Source organism: Colwellia psychrerythraea (genome assembly GCF_000764185.1).
Taxonomy (GTDB): Bacteria; Pseudomonadota; Gammaproteobacteria; order Enterobacterales; family Alteromonadaceae; genus Colwellia; species Colwellia psychrerythraea_B.
On the sequence record NZ_JQEC01000034.1, the window covers coordinates 1 to 14,344 of the forward strand.

Consider the following 14,344-nt stretch of genomic DNA (forward strand, 5'->3'; position numbering starts at 1 on the left):
CCAAATTAATCGGTTTTTTATCTTTTTCTCTCTATATCTTTAATACGATATTTTGGCTAATGCCAATTTTAGTTTTTTCATTATTTAAGGCCTTAATTCCACTACGCCTCTCTAAAAAAATATTTAGTTATTTACTTGATTTAATGGCAAGTAATTGGGTTGCTACCAATACTATTATCCAGAAAATATTTACCAAAACTACTATCGTGGTCACCGGATTAGATACACTTAAAATAGATGACTGGTATTTAGTGTTAGCAAACCATCAAAGCTGGGTTGATATTGTTGTTTTACAACGGGCTTTACATGGCAATATTCCATTTTTAAAATTTTTCTTAAAAAGAGAATTGATATATGTACCACTATTGGGTTTAGCCTGGTGGGCACTCGACTTTCCATTTATGAAACGGTATAGCCAAGCTTTTTTAAGAAAGAATCCACACTTGCGTGGTAAAGATTTAGAGACAACCAAAAAAGCCTGCGCCAAATTTAAGCACAAGCCGGTTAGTGTGATGAACTTTATTGAAGGTACACGTTTTACTGAAAAAAAACATGATAAGCAAGGTTCACCTTTTCAGCATTTATTAAAACCAAAAGCAGGTGGTATGTCTTTTGTGCTTGACGCTATGGGTGAGCATTTAACCAAAATTGTTGATGTTACTATTCATTATCCTGATGGTATCCCAAATTTTAGTGATTTTGTTTGTGGACATGTAGAAAGAGTGCATATTGAAGTTCATACCTTAGATATTGCAAGCGAATTAGGGCATATTAATTTTTCAGAGCGAAATGATAAGATTATTTTTCAAAAATGGTTAACACAATTTTGGCATGATAAAGATGCCCGCCTTGAAAAAACTAGGCAGCAGTATAACGCTTAAAGTTTAAAACAGCAGCTAGGGTTTACTGCCTACAACCTTACCCAAGGTCGATAGGAAAACTGGAGATATGTATGAATGAACTGATCAGTATTTGGTTAAGTGAACAAGGACTTAACTCCAATTATATACCCAGCGCTGCAATTGCTGTTGGCATAAGTTTGATATTTGTAATTGCCAGCTTGAGTTATTACTTGGCTAAACATCAAGTTTTAAGCTTGGTACATAAGCTCATTATTAATACTAAAAACACCTGGGATGATGCGTTAATTGAACATAACGTACTTGCTCGAATGACCTTGCTGGTACCGTTAGTGTTAATACTGTTTTTAACACCGCTTATTTTAGAAGCCGATACGGTAACGAGTAATTTAACCCTATTATTAAGCAAAGTATTGCTCACCTTCCAGATATCTCGCTGTATTAGCGCCATGCTAAATGTCGGCAGGAGTATTTCCCAAGAAAGTGCCAAACAGCGATTCTTACCACTTAACGCTATTATTCAAATGATAAAGTTAGCGCTGTATCTAGTCGCTAGTATCGTTATTGTTTCACTCATTATTAACCGTTCACCTGTCTATTTGTTGAGTGGCTTAGGTGCATTAACTGCAGTATTATTATTGATTTTTCAGGATACTATTAAAGGTTTAGTTGCCAGTATTCAAATTTCAGCGAACCGAATGGTTGTTGCGGGTGACTGGATTGAACTGCCAAAATATGGTGCTGATGGCGATGTTTTGGAGATAGGTTTAAGTACAGTAAAAATAGAAAATTTCGATAAAACTATTACTACAGTACCCACCTATGCTTTGATTAGTGACTCTTTTAAAAATTGGCGCAATATGTACCATACCGGAGCACGACGTATTAAACGTACGGTTATTATTGACATTGCTAGTATTGATTTTTATAGCGCCGAGCAAATAAATCAGCTAACTAATGCGCACTTATTGCAAGGTTATCTCAGTGATAAAAAGCAGGAACTTGCGCAAAATGGCGATAATTCAAACAGTGATGAAATAGCCCAGTCAATTCAGCCGCTAAATAGTCGGCAACTGACTAATATTGGTACCTTTCGTGCCTATATCACCAAATATTTGCAAGAAAACAGCCATATTCGTAGCGACCTAACTTGTATGGTTAGGCAGCTCACTGCAACGCAAACAGGTCTTCCGTTAGAAATATATTGTTTTGCTAATACCACGAATTGGCTAGATTATGAGGCGATTCAAGCTGATATTTTTGATCATCTGTTTGCTATCGCTCCACAGTTTGATTTACGTGTTTTTCAACACCCCAGTGGCCATGATTGGCAAAATAACCACCAGTAAAGTAACCAACAGCAGAATAATAATTAAGAGTGTTCATATGAAATCAATTGAAGAGCAGTTAGCACGTTATAAAAGCGTGCACTTAAATCAAAAAAATATTAATACCCACTTTGTTGGCGTCCCTTTGATTATTTTTGCAGTAACTCTACTGCTTAGCACACTAAAGTTTGAAATAATCATGGATGATTTTTTTGGAGATGAATTTACCTTACGTTTTACCCTAGCTATGGTCATTTTTGCTGTTATAGCTATTTATTATTTTGCTCTGCACCGTTTATTAGGTTTGGGCATGCTGGTTTATATACTGGTAAACTTATTTATTGCGCACTTGTTTAGTGGCATGGATAACATTTTTTATATTGCTATAGCTGTGTTTGTTATTGGTTGGATTATTCAATTTATGGGTCATCATTATGAAAAAGCCAAACCGGCTTTTATTGATGATTTAAGCCAGCTTGTTATTGGGCCGTTATTTTTGGTGGCTGAAGTTTATTTTATGTCGGGATTAGAAGCAGAACTTAAGAGAAATGTCACTTCACTAGCGGTTGAGAAACGCAAAGCGTTAGAAGAACAAAAGCGTTAATGATGTAATACCAATCGGACTAATTAAATAATCACTTAGCGAGAATTAAAAGGCTTAGAGGCGAGGCATTGATTGAAGAGAATGGTCATTCAGGAAAATATGCTCCTGCATTCTCTAATAGGCCACATCCATGTAGCGTCCTTATCAAAATCAATAACGCGGCTTATATGCCTTTCAGGATTTAGTCATACAGCCTTTTTTATTAGTTGATGAACTAACGTTGTCTAATGACACCTTCTTGCATAGTTGAAGCAACTAATTCACCTTGACGATTATAAATTTGTCCTCGAACAAGTCCTCGGCCATTACTAGCGGACGGACTATCCATACAATAGAGTAACCAATCATCAAAACGAAATGGACGATGAAACCACATGGCGTGATCTATGGTGGCAATTTGAAAGTTTGCTTGCCAATGGCTGGCGCCATGCGGCAATAATGCAGTTGGTAAAAAATGAAAATCTGAAGTATAAGCTAACATATAGGTATGTATGCCTAGATCATCAGGTAAATCACCGTTGGCCTTTATCCACATTTGGCTGGCAGAATTGGTGGGCTTTGGTTGCAACCAGTTATATTGCTGTACAGGACGAACATCGATAGGTTTTTCAGCTAAAAATTTTTCGCGTAGTGACTTCGGTATATTATCTTTATTTGCTTTTATATAATCTGTAAACGAGGGTAAATCTTCAGGAGCAACGACATCGGGCATGGTATCTTGATGGTCAAAGCCGACTTCTGCATGTTGAAAAGAGGCAGTCATATAAAAGATGGCTTTGCCATTCTGCACTGCTTGTACACGACGAGTACTAAAGCTTGAACCATCACGAATTACCTCTACTTCATAGACCACAGGCTTACTTGCATCACCAGGGCGCAAAAAATAAGAATGTAATGAATGAACAAAGCGGTTAGCGGCAATTGTTTCTTGAGCTGCAGAAAGGGCTTGTCCCATAACTTGGCCGCCAAAAAGAGCCTTGTAACCTAGATCCTGGCTTTGGCCACGATAGATGCCTTGCTCAATAATTTCTAATTTTAATAGCTTAGATAACTCATCTAGTACTCGTGTCATTATTTACCCTATATTTCAACTTTACTTGGCTATACGTCAACTAATTCAAGGAAGTTAGTTTAATCGCTATTGATGTTATATGCAAAGTAGGTTAGATTTTGTCCACAATAATAATAATATAAATTAACAACAAAAATATAACATTTAAATAAATCATAATTGGACTGGGAAGGGAGATTATGGCTATAGCAATGCAAAGAGAAGATCTATTAGAGCGGCGAGAACCGTTGATGGGCGACTTTGATGATTTATGGGAAGAGTTAACTTTGGCGCAGAAGTTTGCTGCCAGCAGCTTAACTCAATTTGGTTACAAGCTTAACTTTATTCGAGATTCTCATGATAGTCATCTTGCCGTATTAACGTGTAATGACAATGTGGCAGTTATTTCTAAAGTGGGGGAAATTAATACTCACCCAAATATTCAAATTCGTCTTTGAGTCGATTAAATACAAAAAAGCGCCGCTAGGCGCTTTTTTTGTGTCTTATTTCTGCTTTTTAAGGTTTTTCGGCCATTAATAACGTAAAATAGCTGTCATTATCAGTAAAAAAGTAATCGTATTTATGTCTCGTTCAAAAAAATCAAGAAAACCAGGTGGAGCACCCACAGCTAAGCCTAAGTTAAGTAAGCAAGAATTAGCTAGTGTTGAAAAACGTATCCGCAAATCAACGGGTAAAGTAGCGGGTAATCGCCAAAAAGAAGCAACACAAGAAAATACAGGTAACAACCAGTCAGGGGTTAAACAAGATCCACGACTAGGTAATAAAACACCGATTGCTCTAGGTAAAATTGTTGCAAAAGTAGAAAAATCTAAACAAGTGCAAGCAAAAGAAAATAACCAAACAACAGCGTCAATTGCGAGTATTCGTATTGTTGAAGATGTCGTTGTTAACAATGCAGCGATTGAAAGCAAAGCTATTCAGTTGACAGCAGAACAAGAAATCGATGCTATTGAGCAAGATGAGTTATTACAATCGCTTTTAGCTAAACAAGAAGATGATATTGCTCTGACAGAGCAAGAAGTTGATTATTACAACGAGAAAATGGAACGTCACCAAGAATTATCAGCTGAGTTGGGTCTCGAAGATGAAGAGCAAATAAGTGAAAGTGATGAAACTACTCGTAGTGATAGCGAAGATGACTTATGGGATAAGTTAGATCGCCCAGACTTTTCAGATTTTGAAGAGAAAGAGTAGTCTCAATGAGTGATTTTTGGCTTTATGCGCTTTTAATAGCGGTTGTTATTATCATTGCCTTAGCTTTTTATGCCGGCAAACTGTTAAGACAACTAGCACAACAAAAAGAGCAACAAGCACAAATTTTATTAGCTCAGCAAGAAGCTTTAAATACCCATGATAAAAAAGTCTTTGACAGTGTGTTATTAATTACTCGTGCGATGCAGCAAGAGCAATGTGAATTTGATGAAGGCTGCTGGCGCTTATCTGTGTTGTTATCTTCACTGAAAACATTGACGGAAATGCCAGTGAAGTTTCCTGGTATTTTTGGCTTATACGATGCTATTAAAGATCTCGCCATACGTGATGCACGTAAAACGCTGACAAAAAAAGAACGAATGCGTGAAGATTATCAGCGCATGATAGCGTTAGATAAAAGGCATGATGAGGTGGTGAATGATTTAGGTGAACTTTATCAATTCACTACAGAGCAACTTAACCGTTTAACGCCCTAGTTATATAATATCCAGAACTTAGTTAATAAGTAATAACCCTACTGTGCCTTACTTATTAGCTCTATTATTGCGCTCGATCAATACCCATAAATTCTAAAAGGTTATAATATTTTCGTCCACTAAATAAAATGGTACGAAAACATGAAAGTAAGTCAATTCTTCGATAATGCGCTATTAAATAAATATAACACCAGCGGACCGAGATATACCTCATATCCAACGGCATTAGAATTTCATGATGGCTTCAAACATAATGACTTTATTAAAGCGATAGAAGACTCGCAAAACCGCGAATTGTCACTTTACGTGCATATCCCATTTTGTCACACGCTTTGTTATTACTGTGGTTGTAATAAAGTGATTACTCGTCACCGTGACAAAGCGGATACTTACCTTGAATATTTAGCTAAAGAAATTTCATTACAGGCACCCCTGTTTAAAGAATATACAGTTAAACAATTACATTGGGGTGGTGGTACGCCAAGCTTTTTAACCCATCCACAAATAACTAAGCTGGTCATGCTATTAAAGGAGAAATTTAACTTCTCCGATGAATTAGAGATGAGTATTGAAATTGATCCACGTGAAATTGAGATGGATTTAGCAGAACATTTATATTCATTAGGCTTCAATCGCTTAAGTCTAGGTGTACAAGATCTTGATTTAAAAGTGCAACAGGCAATTAATCGTGTTCAGTCAACTGAATTTATCGGGGATTTTATTAAACATGCTAAAGCCGTTGGTTTCAAATCAATTAATATTGATTTGATTTATGGCTTACCACATCAAACTCTTGAGAACTTTACTAAAACTTTAGTGAAAGCAAATGAGTGGGATGTTGATCGTATCTCTCTATTTAGTTACGCCCATATACCGAATCGTTTTGCCGCACAACGTAAGTTACGTGATGAATGGTTACCTAATACCGAAGAGAAATTCGCCTTAATGAAGTTGGCTATAGAAACGCTTTGTGACTTTGGTTACGACTTTATTGGTATGGATCATTTTGCTAAACCTAATGATGAGCTTGCTGTAGCGCAAAGTGATGGCACTTTACATCGTAATTTCCAAGGTTACACCACTAAAGGTGGTTGTGACCTATTGGGACTAGGGGTGTCATCAATTAGCTCTATTGGTAATAGCTTTAGTCAGAATATAAAAGATCTGAAAGAATATTATCAAGCCATTACTGAAAGGCAACATGCACAAATAAAAGGCGTAAGTTTATCTCAAGACGATATTTTACGTGGTGACGTTATTCAAGAATTAATGTGTAATTTGTATCTAGATAAGCAAATGATTAGTGACAAGTATAATATTATTTTTGATGAATATTTTGCTGAAGACTTACCACTATTGAATAGCTTTATTAATGATGGTTTAGTAGATAATAATGCTAATCATATTAAAGTAGAGCAAAAAGCGCGTTTGTTAATTCGTATTATTTGCATGAGCTTTGATGCTTATATGAAAAAGCATATAAATCAACAGCGCTTCTCACGCGTCATTTAAGGATGATTTGTTCAAGATATGTATCCCCGAATATTCAAGTTCGGGGATAAGAACTAGCATATTGTTTTATTATACTTTTAGCGAAATAACCCCATATTTCTGTCACTAATGGCTTCTCGCCATCCCCCTAACCACTGCGACTTTACGTCAATATTTTGATAAGGGCACTGTTCTTTTGTTTTGCCGCCGAGACCAGCCTGGTAACCGTTAGAATGTGCTCTACCTAATTTATCCCTTTTTTGTCTTTTCATTTACTACACCTCATAAACACCTCGTAATTATCTTATAAACTAATAGATAAAAAATTTAGAAAGCTTCTTTGTTGAGACTTTCTCATTACTAAATACTACTGAGTGGTCGATACTTGAACTTTGCATTAAATTTTATGGTATGAATTTTCATCAATCGACAAGCTATTTAAGAGGATTTATTGAGAGGATGCAAGCTGAAAAATATAAAAAGTAGCTTGATAAAATAGACTTAAAGTAAAAAAAATAATTGGCTTTTTTGAGCAATAAAGTTTGTCTTGGTAAAACAGATTGTTAGCAGGTTTTAATAATAATCGTTATTACTTGGAATATCATTTTATCTTCTTTTTAGATAAATTTACTCTAAAAAAAATACTACTTTCTGTTTAGCAAGTCTTGCTGAGTGATGAAGTTATCCATTGGCTATGACTCTAATAAAGGTTGCAGCATAGCTTCCAAACCATTGAGCTTTACTTCATACATTAACGCTAATTGTTGCCCTAATTTCCCTTCTGGAAAGCCTTTGCTATGGAACCAAACCAAATATGGTTCAGGCAGTTGCAATAGCTTTCTACCCGCATATTTACCAAAAGGCATGATTTGATTAATTGCTTGCTTCAGTGCTTGCTGGTCGTTTAACAAAATGCTGCCTTACTATTTGATTGTCATATTTGTGACATCTTTATGTCACAAAACCTTCATTAGTGCTCATTATACTGCTCCCATCTTAAAAGGTAACCGCTTGAATAAAATTAGGGATGAATATGTCAATTATTAGAAAACGGAGTGCAGCTCATAAAGCTTATTTACCAGGTAATGTGCGTGATAATCAATATATTTTAGCTGAATTTAGGCTGACTGATGAGTTGCTGCAGCAGTTATCAGGAAAATACAGTGATTTAAAACCGCAGCCATATTATGATTTTTATCAGCAGCTAGCGACACTATTTTTTGAGCTTACCGAGGAAGTCGAGCTCGATAATTGTCAGTTTATCGCTAACGATAAATTAGCAAGAGTTCGCTATAGTCAAGAAATGCACCAATGGCAAACCAATCAACAGATTTTATTTTATTATGATCCGATGAATCATCACCTTAAAAAATCATTTTTTGATGGTAATAAAAGAGCAAAGAAAATTTGTTTACTTTTTTTAGCTACCGGTAATGATATTCGACTAAATGCCGCTAGTTTTCATAGTAGGGTGAGTCAAGTAGTACAAAGGTTCTGTCAGAAAATACAATTAGATAAAAGTGATGTACGCCTTAGAGATCATCAGCACCTTACCTATGATCTATTTGCTAAAAATAAAGGCTGTAATACTTCTCAAACACATAAGTTACGTGAAATTAATAAGCGTTACGCTAGCCAAGAAGTGCAATTACCAGAGTTTTATAGCGCTATGAATTATGCTGTAGTTACCTTGAATATTAGTAATGAACTTTTACAGCAAGTAGAAATTGATAGTCATTCTCAAGATCCTTACAACCCATTGTATACTTACCTAACTGATGTTTTTACCATGGCAGCAAAACGTTATAACTTAAACAACGGTGCATTGATAGCCAACGGTTTAGTGCCGATCGTTAGATATAGTATTCATGAGATCGTTTCTCGTGTTGGCGAACTGCAAATGCTCGGCTACAACCCTGAGCAAAGTCCATGCGGTATTGTTAGTAAATGGAGTGCCGGAGAATTAACTGACAGCGTGCAATTAGTTTTTGTTGCGACACCTGAGAATAATAGTGACCATGGCTTTGGTCGGTTTTTAAATCAAATTGAACAGGCTATGCAACTAATGGCGGTTGAACTTGAAATTGAACCAACAAAAGAAGAGTTAATGGTCAGGTTTCATCAGCACCTTGCCTATAATTATTAAGCTAGTGACAAAGACTAAGCGGATTGAGGACGTTTTTGTAACTTACGTTGTAGCGTTCGCCTGTGCATGGAGAGCTGTCTAGCAGTAGCTGAAATATTGCCTTGATTAGCCTTCAATACTTGCTGAATATGTTGCCATTCTACTTGTTCGGCAGATAAAATTTTTTCGTTTTGATTATTATCTGCTATAGGTGCTACTTTGTTGCCTTTAAGTGTGGCGAGTAAGGTTTGGCTATCGACTGGTTTAGACAAGTAGTCATCTGCGCCTAGTTTGATAGCGTCAACAGCAGTAGCAATACTAGCAAAACCGGTCAGCAAGATAATGCGGCTTTGTGGTCGTAACTGACGCAACGGTTTGATAATAGATAAGGTGTTTTCTTGTGCTAATTTCATATCCAATAAAATATAATCAGGGCTGTGTCGATGACAGGAAAGTAACGCATCATTGTTATTGTCAACTTGTACACAATCAAAGCCATGTTTAGTCAAGCGCCGGTTGAGGGTATTGGCAAATATAACATCATCTTCAACGATTAATAATTTGGGTATCGTGCTAGCTGTTATTGAGCTTTTCATATGAATTCTCTTGTTGTTAAGGCCTGGATGTTTGTTGTAATGAAATGGGTAAACTCAAAGTGACTAGTGCGCCACCATCTTGATGGTTTGTTAAGGCTAACTTGCCGCCTAGACTTTCTAAGCTAGCATGACTTAAAAAAACGGCCATGCCAAAACCTTGTTCACTACTCACGGGTTTAACGCCTAACTCATTGAGCTTTTTAAGGGTAAAACCTTTACCATAATCACGAATAGTAAACTGCCAATTATCATCAATCACCTGACTGGAAAGACTCATAGACAAATTATCATTTGCTTTACTGGCTCTGATCGCGTTATTAATTAGATTGAGAATGGCTGGTAAAAGTGCTGCATCTGCCTTTACCGATACACTTTTCGCTGAGTGATGATTGAAATCTTCACGCAAGCTTAATGTTATTTCGGGATTGTTGAAACGGACGTTATCGGTTATCTCTTCAAATAAATCTTGGCAATTTATAGACTTAATGACTTGTTCTTTTATATCAAAAACCATAGTGCGAAAATCACTTAAACTATCTCTACAGCGGATAAGTTGGCTTTGCATATCTATAACAATATCATTGTCTGGAAAATCTTCACTTAATTCATCAGCAAGTAATTGTACTGTCGCTATTGGCGTTGCTAATTGATGAGTGACTTGTGCGGAAGCAACACCTAATGAAGTGACCTTCTCTTGTTTTAATAAATTCTCACGATAGGCGGCAATGGCAAGGTCTTGTTGATTTATACTGCGAGCCATTTTACCAACGACAATGGCAACCACCATGGTAGAAAATAAAAAATTGATGCCCATACCAATAAAGTGACCTTGCATATTACCGTGCATAACACTCATGGGTAATGACCATAATAAAGTGCTATAAGAGCTTATGGCGAGCACGGTGACTACCGCAAGTAATAATGGTGTTAAAGTCACTGCTGCTATAGCGATAGGAATTAGTAATAATGAAACAAATGCATTGGTTGCACCGCCACTAAAATAGAGCAACAGTGACAAAAAAATAATATCAGCACATATTTGTACTAAAATTGCCTTTTGGCTGGCTTTATTTTCACTTAAATGATTCAGACGATAATAGCTATAGCTGGCTAAGGTAAATAATACCTCTAAGCCGATAACACTTATCAATGGCATCCATGGTAGTTGGTAAGCTAGGCCAAGGTTAACAAAAAATATTAATAATAATTGAATGGCAATCGCGATGCAGCGTAAAGCAATAATTACCTGAATTTGGCTCGTTCTTTTGAAAAATAATGGCATAGGGTTTTTTAGGTAAAAAAAGAGTTAAATTAGTATAATAAAATTGACGATGACATCTTAGCCTATTTATTCATATAAAAGACTGAGGTAAATCATAATAAACTAATGAAGAAGGTAGTGGGTAAGATGACAGAGAAGACTAACGAAAAATCAATACAAACGACGACTCTGGCTGGTGGCTGCTTTTGGTGTATTGAAAGTGCATTTAACTGTGTTAAAGGCATTATTAGTGCAACTTCTGGCTATATGGGTGGTGACAGTACAGAGCCAACGTATAAAGAGATTTGTACTGGTAATAGCGGCCATGCCGAAGTAGTGCAGTTGCAGTTTGATAGTCAGGTGATTAGTTACCGTGAAATACTGGAAATATTCTTCAGTTTACATAATCCAACACAGTTAAACCGCCAAGGTAATGATATTGGTAGCCAATATCGTTCTGAGATTTTTACGCATGATGCTCAACAACAAGAAATAGCGACAGTTATGCTTGAAGAAATAACACAAGAGCAGTTATTTGATGATCCTATTGTCACTCAAGTGAGTTCAGCAGTGACTTTTTATTGTGGCGAAGATTATCATCAGGAATACTTTAAAAATAATCCAGAAAATCAATATTGCCAAGCGGTGGTTTCACCAAAGTTAGCCAAGTTTAGGAAAACCTTTGTTGCTAAATTGAAATAATACCAATTCCATTATTTTTACCAGCTCAGAGCTATCTTTGTAAGATAAGAACAAATAAAATTTATGATGGTTTAGTCATTCTAAATCAAATAAATTTGTGCCGTTGTTATTAAGAAAAAAAGCTTCCGAAGGTGAGTTTAAAAGGCGTTTATGCTTTGTTATTGATAAGGACGCTACATGGATGTGGCCTATTAGAGGATACAGGAGCATATTCTCCTGAATAACCATTCTCTGCAATCAAAGCATTGCCTAAAAGCCTTTTAACTCTCACTGAGCGGTAATAAATTTAGTGGACTTGGAATAAGCTCCAACTTTTTCAGCGTAATATCTTCTACCGACTAAAATGATTTCCACTATACTTTTTATATAAGTGGGAGCATTTTTTCGGTGGTGTTGTTATGCAAAAGAAAAAATTAATATTATCTACTTTCGCTCTGGTTGCTGTACTTGTATGGCTTTACCCCTCGGAACAGCCTTATAAATTTCGTCAAGTTAAACGGCTAGCAATAGCAGAAGAAAACTATTTACTGCCAATTTCACCACATATCAGTCAAGTAATTCGACCAAAAGAGATCTTTGATTTTCCAATCAAATTAGGTGCTGTTGGCCCCAGTAACTCTTTATATTCAGGGCCAAAGCAATACCCTTTTTATTGCATGACCATAGATTCACATATAGGTCAGCCCTTAGTTGATAATCAAGAAGGTTATGGCGTTCCTATTTATGAAAACTTAGTGACGCGCAATGACATTATCGGCTATTCAAAAGATTGTTTATTTGAAAGTCACTTACAGTTCTATTATTTAAATCTCGATGACAACTTGGTTAAGCTTGCTGTTGAACAGTTCTCTCAGTTAACAACATTAAGAGATGCCAAACACCCTTTGCAGTTGTTTCGTGCCGAGCAGGGCAGTATTAATCGTTTCATCTATACGATTGCCATGGCAATAACGCCTGAAGAGTTAGGTACACGTATGGCCAGCTCTTTGTGGAATAAAAAGTTAATCTATCAATTTAATGGTGGCTCTGGCATAGGTTTTCGACAGGGACGACAAAAAGCCGCTAGAACTATTACTCGCCGTTTAATTGAAGTGCAAAAAGGTTATGCAATTATCAGTTCAAGCGGTAATCGAACAAGTTATACCTATAATATGTTATTGGCAGAAGATACTGCTCGTCGGGTTAAGCTACATTTTGTCAGCTTATTTGGCGAACCTTTGTACACGGTTGGTATTGGTGGCTCAGGCGGCGGTTTAGCGCAATATCTTATTGGTCAAAATAGCCATGGCATTCTTGATGGCTTAATTCCTCAATACTCTTACCCCGATATGGTAAGCCAAACTATTTATACCTTAGATTGCGATTTGTTTAATAATTATTTTACCTTTCGAGCCAAAGATAATAACCGCTGGCAGCAATGGGATCAGCGACAATTACTTGAAGGCATGAATAGCTTACAAGACTACCCTCAAAAAATAGCCTTTTTACAGCCGGTAGCGCAATTAATGGCGGGTATGGTGCCTAGTTTTCCACAAGGAAATAGTGAATGTATAAACGGTTATTTCGGCTTGTCGACTTTTATTCATAATCCAAGACAGGGCTTCTTGCGACACTTTTATAGCGATGATGTTGTTGAAAATACCAATTGGAATTACTGGGAAGATATGGCTTGGTTATTCAAGCGTGATCAGCATGGTTTAGTGGAAAGTACCTGGGATAATGATGGTGTGCAATATGGTTTACATGCCTTAAAACAAAAACAAATAACTTTGGCTGAATTTGTTCATATCAATAAAAATATAGGTAGTTGGAAAGAGCAATACCAAATGAAAGCTGAGAAAATCATTACCCCGTTTGGCCGAAAAATGCCTTTTTGGGTATCTTTGTGGGGCAGTGAAAATATCACCGAGGTCATTGATAACAAGGTTGCGCCGAGGCGCAGTGCGCCACTGCATGCAATTGAAATGGCTTATCGAGGCGGACAGGTTTTCATTGGTAAACTTGAACTGCCTATAATTGATGTTCGCCATTATTTAGAAGAAAAGTTAGATATGCATCATATGTCGGCATCTTTTAGTACTCGAATACGTTTACAACAAGCTAATGGTCATTTTAATAACCAAATTATTTGGGTTGCTAAGCGTGATTTTGATCCAACAGATCAAGCTTTTGATTTAATGGATTTATGGCTACTAAAACGTAACCAATTTCCCGAACTGAGTGCAGCTCAAAGTAAACCCGTGCAACTACAAGACACTTGTTTTGATGATAAGGGGCAAGTGTTAGCGCAAGGGCAAGGAGTCTGGAATGGTAATTGGAATGCAGTAGCCAATGGACTCAAAGTATTAAAGCGAGGCGCCTGTGCAAAGCATTATGCGATTTTCTCTAATAGCCGTATTCAAGCCGAAGGGCCTTGGCAGGGTAGCATTTTTAAATGTCACAAAATTCCACTGGCGCTGGCAATTAAACAAGGTATGTATGGGGATATAAAGCTAGCTGAACAATTGACGGCTTTACAGGACATTTTTTCTCATGGGGTATGTGATTATGCTCAAGGAGATGTTGGTCGTCCTAAAGATATCTAGAGATTATTAACAGACCCTTAAGGTGATTTAAA

Annotated in this window: 15 protein-coding genes; 10 read left to right on the forward strand and 5 right to left on the reverse strand. The window is 36.7% G+C overall.

Annotated features, from left to right (window positions below; translation table 11 throughout):
• The 3 genes from GAB14E_RS10590 to GAB14E_RS10580 all read left to right on the forward strand — a co-directional run.
• Window positions 1–881: acyltransferase (locus GAB14E_RS10590; RefSeq protein ID WP_033082570.1), on the forward strand; the 881-nt coding region annotated here is incomplete at its 5' end.
• A gap of 71 nt (window positions 882–952) precedes the next feature.
• The gene (locus tag GAB14E_RS10585; protein WP_033082571.1) at window positions 953–2,209 is read left to right on the forward strand and encodes a mechanosensitive ion channel family protein; all 1,257 of its coding nucleotides are present in this window, start codon (window positions 953–955) and stop codon (window positions 2,207–2,209) included.
• 37 nt (window positions 2,210–2,246) lie between these two features.
• Complete coding sequence (locus tag GAB14E_RS10580) at window positions 2,247–2,792, forward strand: Mpo1 family 2-hydroxy fatty acid dioxygenase (protein WP_033082572.1); 546 nt, start codon at window positions 2,247–2,249, stop codon at window positions 2,790–2,792.
• A 214-nt stretch (window positions 2,793–3,006) separates the two neighbouring features.
• Here the strand turns inward: GAB14E_RS10580 and tesB are convergent, their stop codons facing one another.
• Entirely contained in the window at window positions 3,007–3,864 is an 858-nt protein-coding gene (gene tesB, locus GAB14E_RS10575) for an acyl-CoA thioesterase II (protein ID WP_033082573.1), read from the reverse strand.
• A 179-nt stretch (window positions 3,865–4,043) separates the two neighbouring features.
• On the opposite strand from tesB, the gene GAB14E_RS10570 reads away from it, so the two are divergent.
• The 4 genes from GAB14E_RS10570 to hemN all read left to right on the forward strand — a co-directional run bounded on the left by GAB14E_RS10570 (window position 4,044) and on the right by hemN (window position 7,064).
• Window positions 4,044–4,301, forward strand: coding sequence for a hypothetical protein (locus GAB14E_RS10570; protein WP_033082574.1), 258 nt, complete (start codon window positions 4,044–4,046; stop codon window positions 4,299–4,301).
• Between the two features lie 124 nt (window positions 4,302–4,425).
• Window positions 4,426–5,058: a Der GTPase-activating protein YihI gene (yihI, locus tag GAB14E_RS10565; RefSeq protein WP_052093713.1), complete on the forward strand. Its 633-nt coding sequence runs from the start codon at window positions 4,426–4,428 to the stop codon at window positions 5,056–5,058.
• 5 nt (window positions 5,059–5,063) lie between these two features.
• Window positions 5,064–5,552, forward strand: a complete 489-nt coding sequence (locus tag GAB14E_RS10560; protein ID WP_033082576.1) for a DUF2489 domain-containing protein — start codon at window positions 5,064–5,066, stop codon at window positions 5,550–5,552.
• Window positions 5,553–5,693: 141 nt separating this feature from the next.
• Window positions 5,694–7,064 carry an oxygen-independent coproporphyrinogen III oxidase gene (gene hemN / locus GAB14E_RS10555; protein ID WP_033082577.1) on the forward strand — a complete coding sequence of 457 codons (1,371 nt, stop codon included), beginning with the start codon at window positions 5,694–5,696 and terminating at the stop codon, window positions 7,062–7,064.
• 77 nt (window positions 7,065–7,141) lie between these two features.
• Here the strand turns inward: hemN and rmf are convergent, their stop codons facing one another.
• A complete protein-coding gene (rmf, locus tag GAB14E_RS10550; RefSeq protein ID WP_033082578.1) occupies window positions 7,142–7,315 on the reverse strand; it encodes a ribosome modulation factor in 174 nt (57 codons plus the stop codon).
• A 420-nt stretch (window positions 7,316–7,735) separates the two neighbouring features.
• A complete protein-coding gene (locus tag GAB14E_RS10545; RefSeq protein ID WP_231562049.1) occupies window positions 7,736–7,909 on the reverse strand; it encodes a DUF3820 family protein in 174 nt (57 codons plus the stop codon).
• Window positions 7,910–8,076: 167 nt separating this feature from the next.
• Here GAB14E_RS10545 and GAB14E_RS10540 point away from each other — a divergent pair, with 167 nt between their 5' ends.
• Window positions 8,077–9,189 carry a DUF3083 family protein gene (locus tag GAB14E_RS10540; protein ID WP_033082580.1) on the forward strand — a complete coding sequence of 371 codons (1,113 nt, stop codon included), beginning with the start codon at window positions 8,077–8,079 and terminating at the stop codon, window positions 9,187–9,189.
• 14 nt (window positions 9,190–9,203) lie between these two features.
• Here the strand turns inward: GAB14E_RS10540 and GAB14E_RS10535 are convergent, their stop codons facing one another.
• Together GAB14E_RS10535 and GAB14E_RS10530 are read right to left on the reverse strand one after the other, a co-directional pair.
• The gene (locus GAB14E_RS10535) at window positions 9,204–9,764 is read right to left on the reverse strand and encodes a response regulator transcription factor (RefSeq protein WP_052093714.1); all 561 of its coding nucleotides are present in this window, start codon (window positions 9,762–9,764) and stop codon (window positions 9,204–9,206) included.
• 16 nt (window positions 9,765–9,780) lie between these two features.
• Window positions 9,781–11,046: a sensor histidine kinase gene (locus GAB14E_RS10530; RefSeq protein WP_052093715.1), complete on the reverse strand. Its 1,266-nt coding sequence runs from the start codon at window positions 11,044–11,046 to the stop codon at window positions 9,781–9,783.
• A 126-nt stretch (window positions 11,047–11,172) separates the two neighbouring features.
• Between GAB14E_RS10530 and msrA the strand changes: the two genes are divergently transcribed.
• Together msrA and GAB14E_RS10520 are read left to right on the forward strand one after the other, a co-directional pair.
• Window positions 11,173–11,727 carry a peptide-methionine (S)-S-oxide reductase MsrA gene (gene msrA, locus GAB14E_RS10525; protein ID WP_033082581.1) on the forward strand — a complete coding sequence of 185 codons (555 nt, stop codon included), beginning with the start codon at window positions 11,173–11,175 and terminating at the stop codon, window positions 11,725–11,727.
• A gap of 398 nt (window positions 11,728–12,125) precedes the next feature.
• Window positions 12,126–14,312, forward strand: a complete 2,187-nt coding sequence (locus GAB14E_RS10520) for a DUF6351 family protein (protein WP_033082582.1) — start codon at window positions 12,126–12,128, stop codon at window positions 14,310–14,312.
• The last annotated feature ends 32 nt before the right edge of the window (window positions 14,313–14,344 follow it).